Below are 22,384 nucleotides of genomic sequence, written 5' to 3' on the forward strand. Positions count from 1 at the left end.
TGTCCACCGGCCGGGGCGTCGATCATTCCAGATGGAGAACCTCACATGACCAAACGAAAAATTAGTTCAGACAATTTCATCGGCGGGCTTGCCACGGCGCTGGGGGGCGGCGCTGGGAGCGTTGCGCGAGAGGCGGTCGGCCGCAATCTGAGCGCCGACAGCGAAGATGGAATCGCGGAAGTCGTCCGCTGGGCAACCGAAAATCTCGACGCAGCACAGGTGCGCCGCTTGGGCGAGGAGCTGATCTCGGCCGCCGACAAGGGCGACGATGGCCGCCAGGCGCAAGACAGCGCATGGGGACGAAAGCCCGATCCTTTCGAGCAACGCTATCCCGCATCGCGCCGCATCGGTCAGCAATGGTGAAAGGCTCGCCGCCCAGCAAGCGGCGGCGATCTCTGAAATGCGACCAATTCCGAGGGGAGTGTGACCGATGAGCAGTTTGGCGAGACGACTGACAAGAGCGAAACGACGCGAACGCCTGTCGCTGCGACGCGACCGCGCTTCGAATTCCGTTGTCGTGAACTTCGGCGGCGACACTCGGACCCTTGATCTCACGCCCCAAGCGCCGCCGCCGTCGATCGAGTCCGCTTTCCAAGGGCTCGAGAAGTCCTTGGCGGAGGTCGACGCCGCCGGGCGTGCGATGGGGCTTTCCGCCAAAAGCCTTAAGAAGGTCAAAGAGGCAATATTGGCTGTGGGCCTGGAGGGTCTGAACCAATGAGCGACGACGCAAATGTTTTGAAGGAATTCGTCGTCGAGCTTGGCTGGAAAAGCGACGCGACACAGCAACGCCGCGTCACCGATGCGATTGCGTCGGTCACGAAGGGCGTCACGGTCATGGCGACCGCCGTCGCGGCCGCCGAAGTCGCGCTTGTCGGCATCGCGCAGCGTGTTGCTCGAAGCTTTGAAGCGCTCGCCTATGCGTCATCGCGCGTCAACGCCAGCGCGAAGAACATCGCCACCTTCCGCTATGCGATCTCCCAGCTCGGCGGCACCGCCGAAGGGGCGATGGCGTCGCTTGAAGCGTTCTCGCGCAAGCTGAGGGAATCGCCCGGCCAGGAGGCGATGCTCAAAGGCTGGGGCGTGCGCACGCGCGACGCCAGCGGGAAGTTGCGCGACTCGACCGAACTGATGAAGGAATTCCTGCATTCGCGGAAGTTCCTCGCCCAACCGGAATTCACCCGGCTACAGCTTGCCGAGACGATGGGAATCGACGAGCGCACCTATCGCGCGATGCTGGGCGACGTCGAGAAGTTCACGGCCGAATATCGGGACAAGATGCGCAAAGCCGGGCTGGACCCGGATGCGGCTGCGGAGAACGCTAAGAAATTCCAGCAAGCCTGGCGCTCGATGCTTTCGAGCATTGAAGTCATCGTGGACCGCATCGCGACGACTCACGGCGAAAGGATCGCAAAGCTCCTCGACAAATTCGCCGACTTCGTCGACAAGCACGGCGACCGGATCGCTCGCGGCTTTGAAAGCATCATCGCGCTGATCCTGCGGGCGGCGGATGCGATCGGCCGGTTCGTTTCTTCTTTCGTCGAATTCATTTCGCAGGCGGACCCTGTCGTCAAAAAGCTGACCGGGATTGAGGGCGCATTCGAAGCCATCGCCATCGTGCTCTTGGCTCGCCTCATCCCTGGCGTCTCGACGCTGACAACGCTGCTCGCCGGCCTTGTCGGCGGGGCTGCATGGCGGTCATTCGTCGGCGTCCTCACCGCGCTGGGGCTGGGCGGCGGCGCGTTGGCGATGGGCGGCGCCGCGCTGGGCTTCGGCCTCGGCATGACGCCGGGGAGCGCCGGCGCCGGCGAGAACGAATTCGAGCGCCAAGAGAAACTCAAGCGCGACCCCGATCATTATAAGCGCCAGCAGCAAGGCGGCGGCGGCAGTCTTTGGGAGCGCGGGAAGCGCTGGTGGGGCGATCACGCGCCGGCGTGGGCCGGCGGCAACGCCTCGAAGTCAAAAAGCCTTTCCGCCAATCAAGGCGAGGCCTATGAAGCCGCGATCGCTGACGGGCTTAGCCCGACCGCGGCGCGCGCCCTGGTCGCCAACATGACCGGCGAAGCGCTTCACAAGCCCGGAGATCATCATTGGGATGTCCGGCATATGTCGCAGGGCATCGTGCAATGGGATCCAGAACGCGCCGAAGCGATCAGAAAGCAATTCGGCAAATATCCAAAGGATATGTCGGTCGCCGAACAGACGCGCGCCGCCATCTGGGAAATCCGCAACCACAAGCGCTTTGCCGCGACGAAGGAAGCGCTCGAAGGCGACGATCCGGAGCAAATGGTCAGGGCGCTGGTCAAGAATTACGAGAACCCCCGCGATCATGGCAGCGCGATCGCGCAACGCCGCGCCTATTACCGGGCGCTGGCGAACATCGGCGCGCGCCGCGCCAATCACACGGGCTTTGTCGGTTCCGCGAATGCTGCCCCTGTTTCCGCTGGCCCAATGGGCGGCGGGAATTCCTTCGTCCACAACATCGCCCACGGGCATTCGATCCACGCGAAGACGACCATCAACGTCAACGCTGCTGGCGACCCCGGAGCGACGGCACGGTCGATCGCCGGCATCCAGAAGCGCGTTCACGCCGACACGATCCGCAACATGCAGGGCGCCGCGCATTGACGACATGATGGCGTTCGGACTTTCGCGCGCGCGATTTTGTGCATAGAATTCGGTCAGCTGACGGCGATTTTGCGCCGTCCAGAACGCCCCGACCGTGGATGTAACGGCGGGGCATATTTTTTAAGGGACAGCGTATTTAAAACAATAATGCACCAGATCCGAAGAGATGAGGCCCAACGTGTGATGACCCACGATGAACTGCTGTCGGAACTGTCTCAAAGGAAAGCGCTCATCGTGCATTGTTCTCGTCCAGGAAAGAGCGCGGAAGACATCTTATTCCCGGATGATCTCCGAAATGCAAGGGAACTTTGCGCAAATGGTGCGGGGCTTAGTTGTTCAGTTATTTGGCCTCAGCACATCAAACTTTTGGGGCGATTGGAATAGTTTTGCGACCGCGTTCTACGGAGTCGATTCAATCCCTGCATTCAGGGGACGCGGGCAGCTCGTACGATTCGAAGACGGGGGAGCGAGAGGGTTTTGGATCAAATTTTTCTAGGAGCGCCGTTCATGATACGTTTGAGAAAGCAGTAGGTTACAATGAGTGGACAGTGCAAGACGCCGATACGATCGGGATTTTTGTTAATCCGAAAGAGCCTTTAGTTGTTGCAAGGAAGGTCTCGATGGCAGACGTTCCGGGGTATGAACAGGGAATGCCTTTCGAAGACATTATTGGGCAATGCATAATATCAATTGCAGACGCATCCGCCGCATTCCCAGGATGCACGATATACACGTATATCGACGAGGAAATCGTTGAATTAGATCCCACCAACGGTTCGGTGCGTGGGACGGTGGATGCCTCTGCGTTATACGGTTTGAAATAGCTCGAGTGTGAACGACTAGGCTTCTCCTAGCCCGTTGCGGCTCGCATGCGGAATTGCCTGCGGGAAAAACGGGCAGCCAGGAAGATGCTCGCCCTTGCCGAGTGCCCTCATGCGGAAGCGGGCTCGGGCGTGAACGTTTTTCCCGCGCAGTTGGCTTGGTCTTACCGCAGCGGGTGCTTCAATCAACTCATTGAACCACCCGCTGCGGCACGAACCGCTGTCTGCACGGCCGCGCGCACCTCATCGTAGACGGCAATGCCCGAACCGACGGCGGTCTCAAGGCTTATCGCCAGCGCGAACGGCACCCGCTCATCAATGGAGCCCGCTTGGCCTCGGCACGTGACGCGTAAACGGAGAAACCCTTCGTCCAGAAACGCTATGGCGCGGTCGCCTTCAAATACGCAGTGGGAAACTGTGCCTCGGTTAATAGCGGAGAGAGTCGGCTGATCCGGGATGCGGCCAACCGCAAGCGAGAATTTATCATCACCATTCGGAACGACCTCCAGCGTTGCAGCTCTATATTGCTGGTGCCGCGGATTGATGGGCGTGAGCCACGCAAGAGTTATTGTGAGGCGCCGAACTTGGGTGAACCCCTCAAGGGACGGGGGAAGCGGAATGTCGAATTCGTCCTGGACGTCCTCTATGATGTCGCCATATGCGAACAGCGTCGCGCGCTCGGCTGAACAATCAAGCACTCGACCAATGTCAGGACGCCCGTAGCCGAGAAAGCGAGATATGTTGTCCCGATGCCGTTGCCAATCTCGTCCCGGGGGGCCGAATGCTTCTTCGAGACGCTCACCGGCCTCTCCCCAGGCCGCGCCGTGGACCAGCAGCGCCTTCAAAAGCACTGCCGCGTGGGCGCGCGGAATCTCGTAACCAGCGTCCAACAGGCCATCGTAAATCTGAACCGCGGAACGAGTTAGCAACGCGGTCGCATTGCTCGTGCCAACCGTTCTCCGCTGAAGATTGAGACGCCCTGTTGCGTTACTATCTGCCGTGGCGGCTAACTGCCCAGCATAGGAACCGCCGCCGTCGACCGTCAGCCAAATATGCCCCTCGTCCTCCGATGCGCGCACCAACTCTCTGCCGCCGTCGAATAAGATGTCGGGCTTTACGATGCGACGGTAGCCGAGACCGACGCCAGAACTGACATTCGGCAGACCGCAATTGGGGAATGGATCTGTGAGATTGAGCGGCTCCGGGGGGTTCTCGAACGCATCCGCGTGCCAGGCGCCCACGGCCAATGCGTTGATACCTTCGGCGGGTGACAACAGCGACCGAAACGCCTTCTCTCTGTCAAGGGCGGAAATTATGGCAGCCTCGCGCGCCTCGGGCGTCGCGGCATCGAAGTCTGCGCGCGTGCTGAATTCAGGAACGGGAAGCCAGCTCCGCACGTTGCCGGCGCTCACCAGAAATAGAACTCTGTGCTGGAACGAGAGCCAATCGATTAGTCTCGCCCACGGGCTCATCCTTCCCGCGAATGGTCGATTAAGATCACCAAGTGAAAGGTTCAGAACGATGATGCTCGGTGCTGAAGCGGGTTCGTTACCTTCGCCGGCGAGGAGTCGGCGCACCGCAATATAGATAATGTCCAGAGGCAATTTCTCGGGAGGCGTCATTTCCGCGTCTTCGACGACATTATAGATCATCACCGGGCGCACGTAGACGGGTCTCGCCAAGGGCGGTTCACCCGCCTGCAAGTCACCATGGACGATCAACGAGGCCATGCTCGTGCCATGAGCTCGTCGAGCAGCGGGAGTCCTAGCGCCGAAGTCCTCAGGATCGTCTAAGATGATCCGTCCGGCGAGGCGTACGTGATTTGCCAGAGGAACGCCATCTAACAGCCCGGCGATCGGCGTGCCTTGCGGCGGGTCTCCGCTGCTCTCCATGAGCGGCTCTTCGGGGAGGTCATCCGGATTTGGAAAGAGCGCGACCGACTGCGGCCGCAAATACATGATGTCGTCCAAACGAGCCAACGTCACGTTCGGATGCTCGAGCAGCTCTGTGACCCGCTGTGCCGGCAGGTCGACGAGCATTCCATGGTAACGGATGGGCTCGATTGCCGCGCTTGACACGACCTGTCCGCCCAACGCGGCGACTTGATTCCCGATTTCCAGCGCTGCGCGCGCCCGTCGATCCGTCTGCTTGTGAAACCATAGCTCGACCTCGAAGCGAACCGGCTCTTCTGGCCGGGCTTTGATGCGCTTGCGCCAGTAGTTTAACGTCTCAGGCAGCACCCGATCTGTTGGTCCCCATGCCCGCACATCGCGCAATAGGTCGAAAAGGGTCTTCCAAGGGCTGAATCCCCAAGGCATCGATTGACCGGAACTGTAAATCTCCCAGAGCCGGAGTATCTCTTGCAGAGCACGCAGATCGGGCATGGCCATATATAGGCGCCCCCCAATCGACTCGTCGCGGCGAACCTTCGCGCCTTGCTTGGTCTCAACGATATGGAAATTGTCGTCGGGAGAGAGTTCAACGTCATCTTCGAGAAGAAACTCAAGCCCCGTAATACGGCCGGCTTGACTATAGAAATCCCCGAGTGAACCCGCGACCTCAAACACAATTGCGCGTTCAGGCGCGATCGCGTCGGGATCGGCCCGCAGAGACATGGTTGCCTGTGAAGCGGATTGTGCTGCCACCTGCCGCAGTCGATCAAAACGAGGGCCCAATCTCTGACCCTGGCTTTGGGGCCCGGGACGCGAGATCTTGGCGTTCGGATCGACGGGTGCGGGTGCTTTTTTTATCCGCCCGTTACGAGTTGATTCCGGAATCTGAAGAAGTGGTCGCTCGGCCACGTTTGTCGCTCTTTTTGCTATCGCTTGCAGTTACGCGGGATCTCCAGACGCGGAGTTCACGGTCGACTATTTCGTTTGGACGACCTTCCCCTAGAGACAACACGACGCGCCGAAGCACGTTGGTGCAGAAATCTTCAACTTCAGCGAAGCTCGATCCCCGAAGCGCCCGAGCAAGTTGATCAGGCGAGCGACCCAAATCGCCCGGCAGCGGGCGGACGCTGAAAAACGCGGCTATGAAGTTGGCAATCTGGCGCTCGCCGGGCGCAGGCAATTCGAGACGGAGCTGAAACCGGCGCCAAGCGGCGCGATCGAGAAGCTCTGAATGGTTCGTCGCAGCGGCGACAATCGTCCAGCTGGGGAGATCGTCTATTTGCAGCAACAGCGAGCTGACGACGCGCTTGATCTCGCCAGTTTCGTGAATGTCGCCGCGCTCTTTCCCGATAACGTCGAACTCGTCGAAGAACAGAACGCAGGGTGTCGTGCGGGCGAAGTCGAAGACCTTGCGAAGCCGGCCCGCGGTTTCACCTAGAAAGCTACCAATAACGGCTTCATATCGGACTGTGAACAGCGGAACGCTGAGCGCTTCGGCGAGTGCTTCGGCTAGTGAAGTCTTCCCGTTTCCCGGAGGCCCCGCCAATAGAAGGCGATGACGCGGCTCAAGCCCGTGCGAGCGGAGAACGTCTGCGCGACGCTGTTCCTCGATCAGCTCTTCGCACGCCTCGCGAGTGATTGTTGGCAAGAGCAGGTTCGCAAGACTTTGCTGAGGGGAGCGCTCGACGAAGAGATCACGGGTTGACGGCCCCCGCGCAACGGTCTCCGAGGGCGGCCCGGCCGTGGGCGTCTGCCCGTTGAATTGAGCTTTGAGCGCACCACTGAGGCGATCGGCAAGGACGTTGTGTTGCTTGGCCCGCTCATCGGCGATCAGCGCCTCGGCGGAGGTGCGCGCAAGATTGCGGTCGCCGGAGGCACCCGCCTTTACCAGTGCTACCAAGAGATCACTTCGAGCCATCCGCCTTTTCTTTCCCGCCGTCTTGGTGGCCTTCTTCTGGGCCGATTGACGGCTAGGCTCGGTGGAACGCTCAGCCTGCCTAAACAAATTCACGACCAGCGTTCCCGTCCGCTCTCATCAGCCTCTTGCAGAATTCCAATAAAATGAACGTTGCACACCCTAAGATCGGTCCGAACACGCTAAAAGCCATTGCGCATCGAGCTGAAGTCTATCCGCCGGAGTTCGGCCCCGGTAAAGCCGAGCATGCCAGATCCGCTTGTCGCGAAAACTAGCATAGGCGACGATTCGGCGACACAGAATGTTGGAGGCCGATCGTCGGATCAAACCAGCGATGCGCTGGGCTCTTCCCAGGGGAGATGTCCCGTGAAGCGGCCGCACATTGGGGGAAGCCCAGCAATTTGAACCCCCGGATTACGTTGGGGGAGGGAAGCTATAACCCACCCATCGCATCGAAGAAGAGACGGAGAATTCTCTCTGAAAGATCGCGTGCTTCTCGCTCGGACATCTGTGCGGGTACGTAGTTGGGATCGCAGCCGAGCGAAGCCTTGGGAAGAGAAGCTTTCAAGGCTGCGAATCGTGGTCGATATTCCTCAGGAATGTCGCGGTCCTGAAGCTGTGTGAGAGGCCCCGCCGCGATGCTCAATCTTCGTTCCAAATCGTTATCGCCAACCAAGGCGTTTAACGCCTCGTATAGCTTATTTTTGAACTGGCCCATGTTGTTTCGTTCCGTTTCTTAATTCGCCCGGTTCGCCAATTCCCCGGTGCCGCTTCCGGACGGGGGATTGTGCCGGGTTCAGCGGTTAACGATTCGCTACAGCAGAATATTAGCCCAGACTGAACCTGGCGCGCCCGTCTATTCATTGTCCAAAAAAGGTGGGCGGAGCCTCAATTGCTTAGCGCCCGATACCGCGGCCAGTCGGGCATCAGGTGAACATCCCGGGAGCCGCACGCCGAACAGACGAAGCGCCGAGACCGCGCCAGGGCGATAAACGGCGTCCATGGCGCCGTCCGCATGGCGTCGAAGGCGACCTTGCGGTGATGGGTGCAACGAAGCCCGGTGCACCAGACCCAGGCCCCAGCGACGCCCTCGGCGCGAAGATCGGCGATCGTCGGAGGGGCAGGGTGCATGACGCAAGCGCTCTCCGGCGGCCGGGGCTAAACGTCCGACAGTCTTTTGCGGATCCGGTCTTGCGCTTCCGCGATCTCGGGCGTCAATGCATCGCCAAAGTGCGCCGCTTCATAGAGCGGACGGATTTCGATCTTGCTTGGGCCGGGCATCGGGTTGGGGCATCGCTTCACCCATTCGACCGCCTCGGCCATATCCCTGACCTCCCAAAGCCAATAGCCGGCGACCAGCTCGGTCGTCTCTATCTTCAATTCTCGTGATCGCGAAAAGGTGGGGTGGATCCGAGTTTCCATGTCGCATTTCATGTCGCGTGGAGTTGCCGCGTCTTTTTGAAACTCGTGGGAAATCAATTGTAATCGATGCAACAAAACGCGACATGGGATCGCGGCGCTTGAGTGGTTTTTTCGCGGATAAGTGTTTGATTTTATTTGGTAGCGGAGGAGGGACTCGAACCCCCGACACAAGGATTATGATTCCTCTGCTCTAGCCGACTGAGCTACTCCGCCCCGAGCCGCTTAAGCGGTCTGGAAGAATTTGCGATATAGGTCGGCGTCCCCGCGCAAGTCAAGGCTGCGAATCTCGCCGTGTCAGGTGTAACGCGACAGATCAGATGGCCTAGGCGGGTTTAGGTGGGATGGCGCGGGATTGAGTGGTCATATGGCCCGGAAAGGCGGGCGATGGCGCGTTCCGCAGGGCTTTGATAGCGGCATGCGCCGCGACAGATCAAATGGCCTAAAATCTCGGGCGGCGCAGCCCCTCGAAAATCGAAAAACCCCGGAAAAGCGGGAATTAAAGTTTGGCCTGGCGCGCGAACTCGGAAGTCAGCGCTGATCAAGCATGTGAGCATCAACGCAGCTGAACCGTCCAAACATCTAGGGAGAGCGCCCAGTCTGGAATAGTCTAGCGTACTTGTAAACTAGGAACTGGAAAGGGGCTTTAAAGGGTGGTCGCGGGTCGATTTGAATTCGAAAAGCGCCATTTCCAGACCTTCGTTCAGGTTCCATAATGGGCCTTATGCGAGGGGTGCACCCAAGCAGCATCCGGCGGCGCGGCCATGCTCTTTCGCCTCCTGAATCGGCGGACATGGCACGTCGCCATAAGAGCAGAAGACGCAACAATCCCCAGCCTTCGGCCTGAGTAAGGTCCCGCAGCCCTTGCACTCGTAGAAGAACTGGCAGGCATCCGTTGGCATCGTTTCAGCCGATTGGTGGCCGCAAGATGGGCAGGTTATCGTCGAGACCAGTTGCACTCAGCGCCCCTTGAAAAATTTGAGAAGCACGGGGTCGATATAGCTCCAGCTCGCCGCCAACACCACAATGAGCGAGACGCACAGGAGCAGCCCCAGCGTTGCGCGTGATCGCTGCGGCGACGCACACGCCGAACCTGAAGCGCAAGGAGCCGGACGCTTCCACCACCATGCGCCCCATCCCCCGACAATGGCCGAGGCGCTGATCGCCAGAAGCGGGACGCGCCATTCGACGACCATCTCAAGGCCGCCGAGAATGCCCGTGCCCGCGCCGAGCGCTGCAAGGCCGAGCGGTATGACGCAGCACGAGGAGGCGACGACCGCGCCAAGACCCGCGACGAGCCCCAACGCTGCGAACCACGTCGGCGCGGGAGGAGAAGCAACGGCTGGCGTCGTCGCTTGCGCGGCGTCATTGGTGGTCATGGCTCGTCCTTCCTTGATGGTTGGGCTATCCTGCACCCTGTAGTGACTACAGGCGCAAGAGAAAAATCCATGCAGCCCTTGACGATTGGCAGGCTCGCGGCGACGACGGGCGTCAAACTTGAAACCGTGCGCTATTATGAGCGTATCGAGCTCATGCCGCCGCCGGCACGGACGGCGAGCGGACATCGAGCCTACGAACAGGCGCACGTCCGAAGGCTCGCCTTCATCCGCCGCGCCCGCGAACTTGGATTTAGCATCGAGCAAATCCGCGCTCTCTTGGCTCTTGCCGAACCGTCCCGCGCCTCTTGCGCCGAGGTGCGAGAGATTGCGCGAACTCATCTTGATGACGTGCGGGCAAAGCTCGCCGACCTCACCAAGCTTGAGCGCATTCTTGGCGCGACCATCGCCCGTTGCTCTGGCGACCTTGCCCCCTCATGCCCCGTGCTCGACATGTTGGCGACGACGGAGCGTGCATAAATCAAGACTTTCGCACGAGTGGCGCGCCCTTAAGCTTTTCAAGAGGCGCGGCGTGCGAAAGATAGGCGCAAAAATCGAACGAAATTTCAGCCAAGGCAGCCTTAGGGTCCAGTGCCTCCCAGCGCACGCTTTGTGCGCTCGCCGTCTTCAGAACCAAGCGTCGACACCGCCGTCTTAAAAGCTCCCGACGCAATGGCGGCACTTGGCCGCCTGTTTGGCGTAGACGATCAGCGCCGCCTCCCACGTCCTGCTTTAGGAGCACGCTCGAAGCGAAAGCACGTGGGTTTTTCTGGTCAGTTGGGCTGTTCCGACAGAGTGACCCTTGCGGTCGCGCAAAGGCAGTTTGTCTTCAGGCGCCAAGCTTTGGTCCAACAAATTCGCGGCGACGGCGATTAGAATGTTGGCGAGCTCTTGGCTGCGCGAGATTGAATCCCCGCTAAGCGCCGCGGTGCTACAGTCGATTGTGACCTGAAACTGCATAAGGCCAGCCTCCTAATAATTCAGATGACGCAATGCGCTCGGCGACAAGGGAGAGGACCGTAAATTACCTTTCTTCGAAACGCCTTACAATTGGTTGTCCCACCATTTCACGCGGCGCGCGGGTCAGTAGGATTTAAGGCGATTTCAGCGGCGCTTGATAACCCCGGGGGCGATCGTGCCATCCGGACCGAAGCCGTCTTCTATCATCCCGCAAACCACGTCATCGCTCTCCTGCGCGAAGGTCTCCTTAATCGTCTGATACTGACTAGCCAACACGCGGTGAAGGCGGCCTCCTTCGGCCCAATCAGCCGGCTTTAATTTAAAAGTCGGCGCTACTTGCGCAATGATCAGCATATTGACCCGCAGCTTAGGGCAGCGAGACTCGCCATACATAAGAAGAGCAACGTTTCGAGTGAAACGCTCCTGAGCAGCGGTCTGGCCGAACGCTTCGAGTGGCGCGAGCAGAAAAAGGATCAGCGATAGACGACGCATGAAATCGCCTCACAATCGATTATCCCACCATATCACGCGGCCGATGATCTTGAGGCGCTTGAGGTCGGGGCCGCGCAGAATTTCGGGACTATATTTTCGATTGTCGCTCGTCGCGACAATCTCTTTGCCAACACGGCTTAGGCGCTTCACGCGCAAATGGTCCTCCTGCAGGAAGACGAAAATATCGAGGTCGCCAGAGGCCTTCGGAGCCATCCTCGGCAGCTCCGTTTCGCTCTCATTCACGAGGAGTAGCGCCTTGTCGTCGAAGGTCGGCCACATGCTATCGCCAGACGCGCGCATGAAGCTCACCTTGGCGCCTGGCGCCGCGAGCTTATGCAGCATCCAGAGCGGGAACGGCAGGGTCGCATTGACCGCGTGTATTTGATTGACCGATCCGGCGCCGGCTGCGGCTCTTACCTCGAGCTTGGGAACCCTGGCCACATCGAGCTGCGCGGTCTTCTCGCGATGGCCGGGCTTTGCGAGGCGCGTCGGCGTCGGCGTCGGATCGTCGCTCGTTCCCGCCAAATAGCTCATTGAGACATTCAGCCTCGTCGCGAGCTTCAGCAGCGTGTCCGACCCCGGATCATTCGCGCCGCGCGCGAGCCGCGCCAAGGTCGTCGCGGGTATGTCGAGGTCCGAGGCGGCGGCGGCGTAGGAAGGATATTTCGCCAATAGGCCTTTGAGCCGCGCGGGAAAATCAACCAAGTTCGGTTCATCTTGGCCAATCATGCGCCCACGCAAACCAAACTTGATTGACAGTCGTCCAAAGCTCTGCAATGTTCGACCAACATTGGTCTAAGCGAACGGGGCGAGTCCTTGCAGGCAAGAGAAATAAAAGGCGGGTGGGATCGATATGCGATCCGGGCCGAGATTAGCCGTCGCGGATCAAGTTTGGCTGAAATCGGCCGCGGCGTCGGCCTGCGTCGGACCACGATGGTGTGGGCGTTCATCCACCCGCATCTGCGCGCGAACCTGGCCATCGCCGAGTTTCTCGGCGTGCCGCTCATCGAGCTTTGGCCGCAGTGGTTCGATGCAGACGGCAAGCTGATCTCCCGCGAGGCGACCCCTCGCCCGGAAAGCAAGCGTATCTCGCGCGGTTCCAGCCCGTCCAGACCTCGCAAGAGGGCGGCTTAAGACATGGTTAACCACCACATCGGGCGGTCTTTCCCCTTGCTCCCGCCCGATTGCGCGGCGGCCGTGTTCCCGGCCTCCCACAGGCTTCTCCGGCCGCCGCGCTCTTTCCTTTCAAACCAAGAGCCCGCTGAATGAGAGCACAGACCATCGCTATTTCACAGATCGACGCCTCCGACCGGCTGCGCCCTGTCGATCCGCTCGTTGTCGAAGCCTATGCGGCGATCGCCGAGCAGCGCGTCAACGAGGGCCTGTCTCCGCTTATTCAGCCGATCATCGTGCGGCCCTGGCCGGAAGGCGCGAACAGTTACAAGCTCACCGCCGGCGCGCATCGGCTCGCCGTTTTGGGAGCCATCGGCCGTGAAGAGCTTGTGGTGGGCGACGATGTCATTGTCCGCGCAGAAGGCGATGATAATGCTCGCGACTCGGAGATTTTCGAGAATCTCGCCGACGCCGGACTGACGGCGCTCGACCGCGCGATTTTCCTCAATGAAGCCAAACAACGCTTCGACGCCAAACGCGGCGAGACGCGGGGGCGCAAACGGAAAGACGTTGAATTCAAAGAGAAAGAAATAAGGGCGGAATCCGCCATTATTTCTTCTCAGCGCTTCACCAAGGATGCCGCGAGACGGATAGGCCTCGCCGAAGTTGTCGTGAAGGAAGCCGTCCGCATCGCCAAGGCGCTTGATCCCTTGGTCATTCCGCAGCTGCGCGGGACGATGATCGAGGACAATCAAAACGAGCTGAAACAGCTCGCGGAGCTCGACGGCGGAAGTCAACGCAAGGCCGTCGCAGCGATCAGAGGCGGCGAGGTCAAGACCGTCGCGCAGGCGCGCGTCGCGATCGGCGTCGACAAGCCGAAAACCGATGATCTGCAAGCGCGCATCTACGCCGACCTGCTCGATCGTTGGTCGAAGGCTAGCAACAAGACCAAGCGGCAGTTCATGGCCGACGTCGGACTCGTCTACGCCGAGAAGGACGAGAAGGCCTGATCGATGCGCGACTGGCTATCGGCACAAAATCTCGCATCGCTCGCGCTTCCGGGCCTTCCGGCCACGGAGCGTGGCTGGCGTGACTATGCCGAGCGCGAGGGCTGGCTTGCGCAAAAGGACAAGGTGCGGGCGCGCCAGGGTCGCGGCGGCGGGCTCGAATTCCATATCGATCTTCTGCCGCCCGCGACGCTCGCCGCCTATGTCTCGAAACACATCGGCGCGGTCGATCTCAAGGCGGAATGTTTCGCGCCACTCGAAACGTCGGCGGCGCAGGACGCGCAACTTACGCTTCCGGCGGCTGAATCCCGCGATGCCCGTCTCGCACTGCTCACCGCCGCCGATCGGCTCGCGCGCGACGGCAATCTGTCGCGAACAACGGCCGACCGCCTATTCGTCGCACGCTACAACCTCGCCAAGATCGACGTTGAAACATGGGTGCGCCAGGCGTGCCCGAAGATCTCGCCGCGCTCGCTGCGCCGCTGGCGGAGTCTCAAGTCATACCAAGGAATTTCACGGCTCGGCGTAGACAAGGGCGCCGCGCGTAGGGGTAAGGGTGCTCTCGAGTCCGGCGAGCAGGGAAAGGTAAGAGCGTTCCTGCTCGCCGCCATCGCCAAACAGCCGCATCTGACGAGCGATCATCTCAAAGCGCTGTGCGAAGATCAATTTCCGTCCGTTAAAGGCATCTCGCTACGCTCGTTCCAGCGTCTGCGCGCGAAAATCGAGCGCGAAGACAAGGTTCTTTTGACCAAGGCGACTAATCCCGACGCTTTCAAGAGCAAATACAGGCTCGCTGGCTCAAACTCGCATCCCGTGTCGCGGCTCAACGAGCTTTGGCAGATCGACGCGTCGCCGGCCGACGTCATGTGCGTCGACGGTCGCCATTCGGTCTATCTCTGCGTCGACATCTTCTCGCGTCGCCTTATCGTTTACGTCTCGAAAACGCCGCGCGCCGAAGCCGTGGCGCTGCTCATCCGCCGGGCGATCCTCGCCTGGGGCGTTCCCGAGCGCGTTCACACCGACAATGGCTCGGATTTCACCGCCAAGAGCACGCAACGTCTGTTCGCCGCGCTCGGCATAGAAGTCGAGTTGTCGCGACCCTTCCAGCCGCAGGAAAAAGGCCATGTCGAACGCGCGGTGCGTACCTTTCAGCACGATCTTGCGCCGCTGATCGAGGGTTTCATCGGCCACAACGTCGGCGATCGAAAAGTCATCGAAGAGCGCCGCGCTTTCTCGCAGCGGCTCGGCCTCGACGACGCCGGCGCGATGAAGCCTCAATACGCCGGCGCGGAGCTACAGGCGATCTGTGACGAATGGGCGGCCGGCCGCTACGCCAATCGTCCGCACAGCGGCCTGAACGGCGCGACGCCCTTCCAGATCGCCGCCGCGTTCGACGGCGTCGTGCGGCGCATCGACGATCTGCGCGCGCTCGATCTGCTGCTCGCGCCAATCGCCGGCGGCGACGGCACGCGCATCGTCACCAAGAAGGGCGTGCGCATCGATCATTCCTACTATCTCGCGCCGAACGTCATGCCCGAAACGCGCGTTTTCGTGCGCATGGATCCGGAGGACATGGGGCGCGCCTGGCTCTTCTCCGAAGACGGCGCGGAATTTTTGGGCGAAGCGATCTGCCCCGAACTCGCGGGAATTGATCCCAAGGCGGCGGTCATGGAAGCGCGCGCGCAGCAGAAACGTCTGCTCGAAGGAAGCGCCGCGCAGCTGCGGGCCGACATGCGGCAGATCAAGCCGCGCGACATGGTCGACGTAATCGTCCGCAAAGCGGCGAAGGACGCCGGCAAACTCGTCGAATTTCCGAAGCGCCATGAGAGCTATACGACGCGGGGGCTTGAGGCCGCCGGCGAGGCGGCCGGAAGCGTCCAAGCGCCTCCGCTTCCGATTTCCGATCAATTTGTCGACGCAACATCGGAAGTCGCCCCCGTTCATCAGCTTCCTGAAACGCGCCAACAGCGATTCCGCCGCGCGCGCGAACTGGAAGCGCATCTCGAAAACAATGAGCGTCTCTCGAACGAAGAGGCGTTGTGGCTCGGCGGCTATCAGGTCGGCGCCGAATATCACGCAATGAAGGAGATGTTTGAGGAGTTCGGCGAAGCCGCGTTGCGGTGAGTTCCGCCGCTCGACTCGGGCGAATGCGTTGAGTGCGTTCGAAAAAGCGAGAGGCGCGCCGCTGGTAACGGCGCGCCCCTCAAGAACAGAAATAATCAGACGAGGACATAATGTCAGACGCCATTCCAAAAATCAAACCGCCGCCGCCAAGGACGGGTTCATCGAATTTCGCGGCGCTTAAAAACGTCTCGGGCTTTCGGGAGCTGGTGGCGCGAGTCACCGATCGAGCGCCGAGCCTTCCCAACATTGGCGTGATGCATGGCCGCTCTGGCGACGGTAAGACCTATGCCTCGATTTACGCGCAGAACAAGACGCGCGCCATCCGCGTCGAGGTCGGCGACACCTGGACCCGCAAGACGCTGCTGACGGCGATCCTGCGCGAAGGCGGTGTCGCGCGCCCACAGGGCTCGATTCCGGAACTTGCCGAACAGGCGATCGCTATGCTCGCCGAAGAGCCCAGGCGCCCGCTGTTCATCGATGAAGCCGACAAGGTCGTCGATAAGGGCTACGCGGAACTCATGCGCGAGATCGCGATGAGCAGCAATGTGCCTGTGCTGCTCATCGGCGAAGAGGCGCTGCCGCAGAAGCTCGCAAGGATCGAGCGTCTTCACAACCGCGTGCTCGCCTGGTTTGGGGCCGAGCCTTGCGATTTCGAAGACGCGCGCAAGCTGGCCGACCTGCTTTTGCCAGTCGCGATCGGCGACGATCTCCTGGAGGACATTCGCCTTCAGGGCGACGGCCGGGCGCGGCGCATCGCTACGTCACTCGATGGCGTCGCGCAATGGGCGCGCAACGCCGGCGCGAAGGAAGTGACGCGCGCCAATTACACGGGGCCGATCTACACCGGCGAGCCTCCCAAGGCGCGCGCCTCACGGCTCATCGTCGCGCGCAGCGCCAAGAGCGGGAGGGCGGCGTGATGGGGGCTCCGACGCTCGATCAAATCATTGAATGTATTGCTTCGGCGCCGAGTGCGCATATTGGCGCGATCATGGCCGAACTTGTGGTTGAGGGCGCGTCGCCTGCCCATCTGCTCTCGGCCGCTAATGGACTGGCGTATGCCGCGATCCTTTCAGCTCTCAAAAGATGCCCTCGGGAAGGGCAGAAGGTCATTGCTGAATCGCAGCTCCGTGATTTGAACAAGGCGGTCATGCGCTGGTTTGAGAACGAGGGCCACGCATGACCCGCAAGCCCATTCATATCGAAGTCGCCATGCCCTCTGGGCCCGCGCATTACTGGCGGGAGATGATGGCGCGGCCGAAAGGCTTCACCATTCGGCAAATCGCCCTCTGTTCGGAAGGCGTCGCCTATAAGACGGTCAAGCGCTACGTCGAATTCCTGAAGGCCGGCGGCTTTGTCGTGCGCATCGGCGCAAAGCGCGACGGCTATGCCTTGCAGGCGGTCTACGCCGTCAAGAAGCGGCAGACGAAGCCGCCGATCAAGCGACCTGATCCGCAACATGCGCCGCTGACCGCCCGCGAGGCGATGTGGAACGCCATACGCGCGCTCAATCAGTTCACCGTCATCGAACTGGCCGTCAGCGCCTCGACGGAGGAGCGTCCGGTCGCGCAGCGAACAGCGGATCATTATGTGCGGGCGCTGCTGCGCGCCGGCGTGCTGCAGACCGTGTCGCGGCCGCAGACTCACGAGGGTCACGGTTCGTCGCCTGGCGTCTATCGCCTGGCAAGATCCGCCAACACCGGACCGCTTGCGCCCAAACTCTGCGTCGCGGGCTTCGTCTTCGATCCCAACAGCAATCGCGTCCTCGGCGACGCCGTCGTTTCGGAGCTTCGCGCATGAGCACGGCCGTTAAGGTTAATTCTTTACCATCAAAATTAACCACTGACTTTCTCGCCAGCGCACGCGAAGCATGGGGCGACGCGCTGCCCGACTGGGTCGAAGAGCTGGCGAAATTCGCAACGGCGACCTCCGGCGTTACAGCGGCGAAGCGGATTGGCATGTCCCGTTCGGTCGTCACCAGCGTCTGCAGGGCGCGCTATTCAGGCGTTCTCGCGGCGGTCGAGGCGCGTGTGCGTGGCGCCCTAATGAATGAAAGCGTCGACTGTCCCGTGCTCGGCGAGATCGGCCGCGATTATTGCCTCGACGAGCAGAAGAAGCGCCATGTCGGCTCGAGCGCTGTTCGCACTGCGCTCTTTCACGCCTGCCGAAGCGCTTGTCAGCATTCGCGCCTCAAAAACGATGGAGGCAACGATGCGTGAGCCTCATCTTTCCGCCGACATCGACGCCGTCGCCGAACTGATACGCCGTTTCCAGCTTGGAGGCCTCCATATGACCCCGCAGAACTGTGGGTTCATCGCCGGCGCCCTCGACAAGCTCGCTTTCGAGGCGCGCACGCTGGAAGCCGAATTCGAGCGCGAGGAGAATTGGCGCCATGCCGCCGACGCTCGAGTCGAGGCGCTGACGACTCCCGACCATGTCACCAAAACCCGGCGAGAGATCGCGATCGATGAGGGCCGCCGCGCCGGCGTTGTCGTCGATCTGCGTCCCTATCTCGACCGCGAATGGCCAGAACGCGCGAGCGGTGGCTCCGACCGCCCGCCGGAAGAGACCGTCGCCGCTGTTGCGAGCGACGGCGGAAATGGAGACGCGGCATGAGCGCGCAGGTCCAAATCGCCGACATCCTGGACGTCGTCTGCAGTCGTTACGGCGTTCGGCCCGAGGAGATCAAGAGTCCGCGGCGCAAGACGGAGCTGAAGACGCCGCGGCAGATCGCCATGTATCTTTCAGACAGGCTCGCGCAACGAAATCTGGTTCAGATCGGCGCGGCGCTTCTTCGCGATCGCACGACCGTGCTGCACGGCGTTCGCAAAATCGAGGCGATGCTCGAAGAAGACGCGGCGCTGCGCGCGACAGTCGGAGAGCTGGAGATTGAGGCGCTCGCGATCGCGGGTCTTCGTGCGCAGGGCGTGTTGCCGCAGCGCAAGACGGTCGATGCGTTCCAGCTCGCTGAAAAGATCGTTCGCTCCGGCGATCGCTTCGCCATTCAAGTTTCCGTCGAGGAGACGCGCGCGCTGGCCGAGGCGCTTTTGGCGCAGCGCGCGACGCAGGAAGCGCCTTGCGACGAAGAACAGCCCTGCGAAGGGGATGACGACCGAGAACCAACCAGCGCGCCGACTGCGCCCGTGATGCTCGACGCGCCGCTACCGCTGCCGCCGACGCTCGCCGAAATCGCTCACGATTTCCTCGCCGCGGAAGCGGCCTATCGGCGAAGCCCGTCGTTCAACGTGAAAGCGGCGCGCGAGCGGGCGATCGCGCCACTGCGCATGCATGCCGGCGAGCCCGCCGTCGCCGCGCTGCTCAACGCTTATGACGCGCTTGTCAGAGCCGAATATTCGCTCGGCGAGCGCGACGCGCAAGAACGCTTCCAAGCCGCCGTAAAAGCCCTTTCAAGACGCTTCTCAGAACTCGTTAAGGAGCCCGCCAGTGTCGAAATCGCCCAAGGTTAAAACGCGCGGCGCCAATGTCCCCGTGCCGCAGTCGCGCGAGGAAGCCGCCAGCTTCATTCACGACATCGGCGTGCGCCAGCGCGAGATCGCCCGCATTGAAGCCGACATGAATGATCGCATCGCTCAGGCGAAAAAGGACGCCGAAGCCGTTGCGACTCCCCTGCGCGAGCAGGTCGAGCGCTTCACCGAGGGCTTGCGCAATTGGGCTGAAGCGCATCGTGCGGCGCTAACGGAAAACGGCAAGCGCAAATTTGCAGATCTCGGCACCGGCAAAATCGAATGGCGGCTCGCGCCGCCGCGCGTATCGATCCGGGGCGTCGACGAGGTCATCGGTCGCATCAAGACGCTCGGCCTCTCGGTTTTTCTGCGCACGAAAGAGGAAATCGACAAGGAGGCGATGCTCCGCGAGCCCGAGAAGGCGCGGCTCATCGCCGGCGTTTCGATCGGCACGGCCGGCGAGAATTTCTCAGTCGAGCCCTTCGAGGCCGAAATCAAGGGAGCGGCCGAATGAACGCGCCCGCGAAAGGCTCGCCTATCGAGATCGTGCTCGCAGACAGCGCTGGCGGAGAGGACGTCCTTCGAGGCGTGCTGCTCGGCCGATTCGACGGCGACCATGTCGAAGTGAAATTCGACGATCTGCCCTTCAAAGCCATCGTCGATCGGCGTCTCGTGCGCAAGCTGCAGGTGGAAGGAGAGGCGTCATGAAGATCAATCTGCGTAAGACGCAGCTCGCCGCCCGTTACGCGCTATGGCTGGCGCTGTTCTTCTTCATCAGCGTCCCGGCGCTGGCGTTCGACGCGATCGCCGCCGTCGCGCGCGGCATCGCCGACCGGCTTTGCGATGTCGCGGATTTCGCCGTCGTTCGCGGGCGCGAGCTACGGGAGCGACTGCAATGACAACTGCCGCGCAGACTCGCGCCATCCACGCCCTGCTGCGGCAGATCCCGCACTATACGGACGATGACTATCGCGCGCTGTTGAAGCGCGAGTTCCGCGGCGTCTCCTCGTCGTCGCGCCTTTCCCAGGTCCAGGCCGCGAAGCTCATCGAGATTTTGAAGGTGCTCGCCGGCCAGCATCCGGAAGTAAAGCGCGGAAGCGCGTCGTCGCGCCGCCCAGCCGAGACGGTCACCGGCCCCTATGGCGCGAAACTGCAGGCGCTGTGGATCTCGGCGTTCAATCTCGGCATCGTCGACAATCGCGACGATCGCGCGCTGATCGCCTTTATCGAGCGGCAGACGAAGATCGCGCATCCGCGCTGGCTCAACGAGCACAAGGACGCCAAGAAGGCGATCGAGGCTCTGAAGGATTGGATAGAGCGCGAAGCCAAAGTCGAATGGCCGAGCGAATCCCAGGCGCACAAGCGCGGGATGGATGTGAGCATCGCCTCGAAACGAGCGGTGATCGCGGCGCAGGCGGCGCGGCTTGCCGACGTCGAGCCTTTCAATCTCGACGACTTCGTCAATGGCTACATCATCTCGAACAAGATCTCGGGATTCAGCATCGGCGCGCTGAGCGACCGCCATCTCGACAGCCTGATCGGACTTCTTGGCGCGCGGCTGCGCAAGCGCGTCAAAGCCAAGAAGGAAGCGGCGTGATGGCCCGTAAGCTGCACCGCCGCGCGGCCGGAAACTGCCGAAGCTCAACCCGCCGGCGCGCCGCGAAGGCGGGATCCTAAAGATTGCGGCATGACCGACGCCCTGCAGCTCGATTTCTTCAAGCGCGCAGCCGCCAAGCGGCCCGCGATGATGAGTTTCTCCGATCGCGGCTGGAACGGGCGCGGCGAGCAGATCGCTCTGTTCAAATGTCCGCGGTGCGGAAGTCACAGCCCCTGGATCAGCGTCGCGTCGCACGAAGAGGAGCTGAGAGGCGTCCCCTGTCCGAAATGCAACAAGGAGCGCGCGCGATGACCGCCGAGCACGACCGCATCGTCACGGTGATGAGGGGAGACGAACGTGACGCCGTCGGATAAGGAGCTGCGCCGTCTCGAACTCTTTCCGACGCCGCCCTGGGCGACGCGCGCGCTGTTTGAATTCGTGCTGCCCATGATCTACGGCGAGCGCGGCCCCATACGTATTGAGAACTGCCGGGAGCCTGCCGCGGGCCTCGGCCACATGGCCGAGACCATCAAGGAATATTGCGCCCATGTGCTGATGAGCGACGTCGCAGATTATCCGCTCGAAGACGGCTCGCGAATGAGCGAGCACGGACTCGTGGTTGAGGATTTCGTTGATGCGTCGGATGAAACGTCGGCGGAGGGATGCGAGTGGTATATCACCAATCCACCCTTTAAAGAGACTGAGGAATTTCTTCGCCGCGCTTTGAAACTGGCTTCAAGGGGCGTGGCGCTGTTGCAAAAGCAGACCTTTCAGACGGGCGGCGAGCGCTACCGCAAGGTCTATGTCGAAAGTCCGCCCGATCTCGCGCAATTTGCCGAGTGCGTGCCGATGTGCCTCGGCGGTTATGACCCGCGCGCCTCCAGTGACATGGACTACGCCTGGTTTATCTGGCTTACGCCGGGCGAACGGCGTTTGTTCTGCAACTGGCTCAATCGACGTCGCGTCAATGCGCCGACCGGCTGGCTCGATGTGCTGCTCATCCCGCCCGGCCAGCGCGAAGCCTATTTTCGCGAGAGCGATCTCGAACTCGCCGAAAAGCGCCGGCTTCCCGGCTGGATTCTAAATCAGAAAATCAGAAAGCTGCGCCGCCTTATTCATGCCGAGCGTGACGCACGCATGATGGGAGGGGAGTCGTGAAAGCCGACGTCTCTCATCTGCCGCCGCTCCTCGCCGAGATCGCCGAAGTGGCGGGACCTGTGGCGGCGGTGCAATTGGCGAAGGCCAAGGGCGGAACCGAGTGCTACATACCCGCCCGCGCGCCGGACGATCACTGGCTCGTGCAATGCGTCGGACGCGAGGCGGCCGACAAGCTCTGCGCGCATTTCGTCGCCGCGATCGAGAGCGACTCGGGCAAATCCCGACATGGCGTGAAGATCCTGCTGCCGCTCGGCGATTCGGGAACGGCCGCCGACGCGCGCCGCCGCGCCCGCGAAGCGCTCGACAATGGCGCGAGTCTCAGTGAAGCTGCGCGGCGCTCCGGCCTGCACCAGCGCACGGTGCAAAACATTCGCGCCCGCATGAAGGACAGGCGGCAAGGCTCGCTGTTCTAAACAAAAAAGAC

29 protein-coding genes, 1 tRNA gene and 1 pseudogene are annotated in these 22,384 nt (G+C 61.5%); 21 read left to right on the forward strand and 10 right to left on the reverse strand.

The window, feature by feature from the left end; all coding sequences use genetic code 11:
- Nucleotides 1-45 precede the first annotated feature (45 nt).
- The 4 genes from IYX23_RS03705 to IYX23_RS03720 all read left to right on the forward strand — a co-directional run bounded on the left by IYX23_RS03705 (nt 46) and on the right by IYX23_RS03720 (nt 3,449).
- A complete protein-coding gene (locus tag IYX23_RS03705) occupies nt 46-363 on the forward strand; it encodes a hypothetical protein (protein ID WP_196393181.1) in 318 nt (105 codons plus the stop codon).
- A gap of 67 nt (nt 364-430) precedes the next feature.
- Nucleotides 431-718, forward strand: a complete 288-nt coding sequence (locus IYX23_RS03710; RefSeq protein ID WP_196393182.1) for a hypothetical protein — start codon at nt 431-433, stop codon at nt 716-718.
- A complete protein-coding gene (locus IYX23_RS03715; RefSeq protein ID WP_196393183.1) occupies nt 715-2,625 on the forward strand; it encodes a phage tail tip lysozyme in 1,911 nt (636 codons plus the stop codon). The genes IYX23_RS03710 and IYX23_RS03715 overlap by 4 nt, the downstream gene beginning before the upstream one ends.
- Nucleotides 2,626-3,173: 548 nt before the next feature.
- Nucleotides 3,174-3,449 carry a hypothetical protein gene (locus tag IYX23_RS03720; RefSeq protein ID WP_196393184.1) on the forward strand — a complete coding sequence of 92 codons (276 nt, stop codon included), beginning with the start codon at nt 3,174-3,176 and terminating at the stop codon, nt 3,447-3,449.
- Between the two features lie 182 nt (nt 3,450-3,631).
- On the opposite strand, the gene IYX23_RS20065 is transcribed toward IYX23_RS03720, so the two are convergent.
- The 8 genes and pseudogenes from IYX23_RS20065 to IYX23_RS03755 form a co-directional block, all read right to left on the reverse strand.
- Nucleotides 3,632-6,247: a S8 family peptidase gene (locus tag IYX23_RS20065; protein ID WP_196393185.1), complete on the reverse strand. Its 2,616-nt coding sequence runs from the start codon at nt 6,245-6,247 to the stop codon at nt 3,632-3,634.
- On the reverse strand, nt 6,204-7,349 hold the full coding sequence (locus tag IYX23_RS03730) for an ATP-binding protein (protein ID WP_348643622.1): 1,146 nt from the start codon (nt 7,347-7,349) through the stop codon (nt 6,204-6,206). Before IYX23_RS03730 ends, IYX23_RS20065 begins: the two co-directional genes overlap by 44 nt.
- A gap of 337 nt (nt 7,350-7,686) precedes the next feature.
- Nucleotides 7,687-7,971 carry a hypothetical protein gene (locus IYX23_RS03735; RefSeq protein ID WP_196393186.1) on the reverse strand — a complete coding sequence of 95 codons (285 nt, stop codon included), beginning with the start codon at nt 7,969-7,971 and terminating at the stop codon, nt 7,687-7,689.
- A 170-nt stretch (nt 7,972-8,141) separates the two neighbouring features.
- A complete protein-coding gene (locus tag IYX23_RS03740; protein WP_196393187.1) occupies nt 8,142-8,384 on the reverse strand; it encodes a hypothetical protein in 243 nt (80 codons plus the stop codon).
- A 27-nt stretch (nt 8,385-8,411) separates the two neighbouring features.
- Nucleotides 8,412-8,621: pseudogene (locus IYX23_RS03745) on the reverse strand (YciI family protein); the annotation flags it as partial.
- A 190-nt stretch (nt 8,622-8,811) separates the two neighbouring features.
- Nucleotides 8,812-8,888 (reverse strand) — tRNA-Met (locus tag IYX23_RS03750).
- A 506-nt stretch (nt 8,889-9,394) separates the two neighbouring features.
- Complete coding sequence (locus IYX23_RS20070) at nt 9,395-9,631, reverse strand: GDCCVxC domain-containing (seleno)protein (RefSeq protein WP_154451612.1); 237 nt, start codon at nt 9,629-9,631, stop codon at nt 9,395-9,397.
- Nucleotides 9,632-10,051: a mercury transporter MerT gene (locus tag IYX23_RS03755; RefSeq protein WP_196393188.1), complete on the reverse strand. Its 420-nt coding sequence runs from the start codon at nt 10,049-10,051 to the stop codon at nt 9,632-9,634.
- 69 nt (nt 10,052-10,120) lie between these two features.
- Here IYX23_RS03755 and IYX23_RS03760 point away from each other — a divergent pair, with 69 nt between their 5' ends.
- Entirely contained in the window at nt 10,121-10,528 is a 408-nt protein-coding gene (locus IYX23_RS03760) for a helix-turn-helix domain-containing protein (RefSeq protein ID WP_196393189.1), read from the forward strand.
- Between the two features lie 624 nt (nt 10,529-11,152).
- Here the strand turns inward: IYX23_RS03760 and IYX23_RS03765 are convergent.
- Together IYX23_RS03765 and IYX23_RS03770 are read right to left on the reverse strand one after the other, a co-directional pair.
- Nucleotides 11,153-11,500: a hypothetical protein gene (locus IYX23_RS03765; RefSeq protein ID WP_196393190.1), complete on the reverse strand. Its 348-nt coding sequence runs from the start codon at nt 11,498-11,500 to the stop codon at nt 11,153-11,155.
- Nucleotides 11,501-11,509: 9 nt separating this feature from the next.
- On the reverse strand, nt 11,510-12,205 hold the full coding sequence (locus IYX23_RS03770) for a S24 family peptidase (protein WP_196393191.1): 696 nt from the start codon (nt 12,203-12,205) through the stop codon (nt 11,510-11,512).
- Between the two features lie 111 nt (nt 12,206-12,316).
- On the opposite strand from IYX23_RS03770, the gene IYX23_RS03775 reads away from it, so the two are divergent.
- The 16 genes from IYX23_RS03775 (at nt 12,317) to IYX23_RS03850 (ending at nt 22,373) form a co-directional block, all read left to right on the forward strand.
- Nucleotides 12,317-12,634 carry a helix-turn-helix domain-containing protein gene (locus IYX23_RS03775; RefSeq protein WP_196393192.1) on the forward strand — a complete coding sequence of 106 codons (318 nt, stop codon included), beginning with the start codon at nt 12,317-12,319 and terminating at the stop codon, nt 12,632-12,634.
- A 131-nt stretch (nt 12,635-12,765) separates the two neighbouring features.
- Nucleotides 12,766-13,623, forward strand: coding sequence for a ParB N-terminal domain-containing protein (locus IYX23_RS03780; RefSeq protein WP_196393193.1), 858 nt, complete (start codon nt 12,766-12,768; stop codon nt 13,621-13,623).
- Nucleotides 13,624-13,626: 3 nt separating this feature from the next.
- Nucleotides 13,627-15,744 (forward strand): DDE-type integrase/transposase/recombinase, encoded by a 2,118-nt coding sequence (locus IYX23_RS03785; RefSeq protein ID WP_196393194.1) that lies wholly within the window; start codon nt 13,627-13,629, stop codon nt 15,742-15,744.
- A gap of 110 nt (nt 15,745-15,854) precedes the next feature.
- Nucleotides 15,855-16,661: an ATP-binding protein gene (locus IYX23_RS03790; protein WP_196393195.1), complete on the forward strand. Its 807-nt coding sequence runs from the start codon at nt 15,855-15,857 to the stop codon at nt 16,659-16,661.
- Nucleotides 16,661-16,924, forward strand: coding sequence for a hypothetical protein (locus tag IYX23_RS03795; RefSeq protein ID WP_196393196.1), 264 nt, complete (start codon nt 16,661-16,663; stop codon nt 16,922-16,924). Before IYX23_RS03790 ends, IYX23_RS03795 begins: the two co-directional genes overlap by 1 nt.
- On the forward strand, nt 16,921-17,541 hold the full coding sequence (locus tag IYX23_RS03800) for a hypothetical protein (protein ID WP_196393197.1): 621 nt from the start codon (nt 16,921-16,923) through the stop codon (nt 17,539-17,541). Before IYX23_RS03795 ends, IYX23_RS03800 begins: the two co-directional genes overlap by 4 nt.
- Nucleotides 17,538-17,960, forward strand: a complete 423-nt coding sequence (locus IYX23_RS03805) for a transcriptional regulator (RefSeq protein ID WP_246716452.1) — start codon at nt 17,538-17,540, stop codon at nt 17,958-17,960. Before IYX23_RS03800 ends, IYX23_RS03805 begins: the two co-directional genes overlap by 4 nt.
- Nucleotides 17,953-18,357, forward strand: a complete 405-nt coding sequence (locus tag IYX23_RS03810; protein WP_196393198.1) for a hypothetical protein — start codon at nt 17,953-17,955, stop codon at nt 18,355-18,357. The genes IYX23_RS03805 and IYX23_RS03810 overlap by 8 nt, the downstream gene beginning before the upstream one ends.
- The gene (locus IYX23_RS03815) at nt 18,354-19,208 is read left to right on the forward strand and encodes a helix-turn-helix domain-containing protein (protein ID WP_196393199.1); all 855 of its coding nucleotides are present in this window, start codon (nt 18,354-18,356) and stop codon (nt 19,206-19,208) included. The genes IYX23_RS03810 and IYX23_RS03815 overlap by 4 nt, the downstream gene beginning before the upstream one ends.
- Nucleotides 19,186-19,719, forward strand: a complete 534-nt coding sequence (locus IYX23_RS03820; protein WP_196393200.1) for a host-nuclease inhibitor Gam family protein — start codon at nt 19,186-19,188, stop codon at nt 19,717-19,719. The genes IYX23_RS03815 and IYX23_RS03820 overlap by 23 nt, the downstream gene beginning before the upstream one ends.
- Nucleotides 19,716-19,913 (forward strand): hypothetical protein, encoded by a 198-nt coding sequence (locus IYX23_RS03825; RefSeq protein ID WP_196393201.1) that lies wholly within the window; start codon nt 19,716-19,718, stop codon nt 19,911-19,913. The genes IYX23_RS03820 and IYX23_RS03825 overlap by 4 nt, the downstream gene beginning before the upstream one ends.
- On the forward strand, nt 19,910-20,104 hold the full coding sequence (locus IYX23_RS03830; RefSeq protein WP_196393202.1) for a hypothetical protein: 195 nt from the start codon (nt 19,910-19,912) through the stop codon (nt 20,102-20,104). Before IYX23_RS03825 ends, IYX23_RS03830 begins: the two co-directional genes overlap by 4 nt.
- Nucleotides 20,101-20,802 (forward strand): regulatory protein GemA, encoded by a 702-nt coding sequence (locus tag IYX23_RS03835; protein WP_196393203.1) that lies wholly within the window; start codon nt 20,101-20,103, stop codon nt 20,800-20,802. Before IYX23_RS03830 ends, IYX23_RS03835 begins: the two co-directional genes overlap by 4 nt.
- Nucleotides 20,803-20,892: 90 nt before the next feature.
- Nucleotides 20,893-21,114 (forward strand): hypothetical protein, encoded by a 222-nt coding sequence (locus IYX23_RS03840; RefSeq protein ID WP_196393204.1) that lies wholly within the window; start codon nt 20,893-20,895, stop codon nt 21,112-21,114.
- 45 nt (nt 21,115-21,159) lie between these two features.
- Complete coding sequence (locus tag IYX23_RS03845; protein WP_196393205.1) at nt 21,160-21,960, forward strand: hypothetical protein; 801 nt, start codon at nt 21,160-21,162, stop codon at nt 21,958-21,960.
- Entirely contained in the window at nt 21,957-22,373 is a 417-nt protein-coding gene (locus IYX23_RS03850) for a hypothetical protein (protein ID WP_196393206.1), read from the forward strand. The genes IYX23_RS03845 and IYX23_RS03850 overlap by 4 nt, the downstream gene beginning before the upstream one ends.
- Nucleotides 22,374-22,384: the final 11 nt, after the last annotated feature.

It is taken from the genome of Methylocystis sp. L43 (assembly GCF_015709525.1).
GTDB lineage: Bacteria > Pseudomonadota > Alphaproteobacteria > Rhizobiales > Beijerinckiaceae > Methylocystis.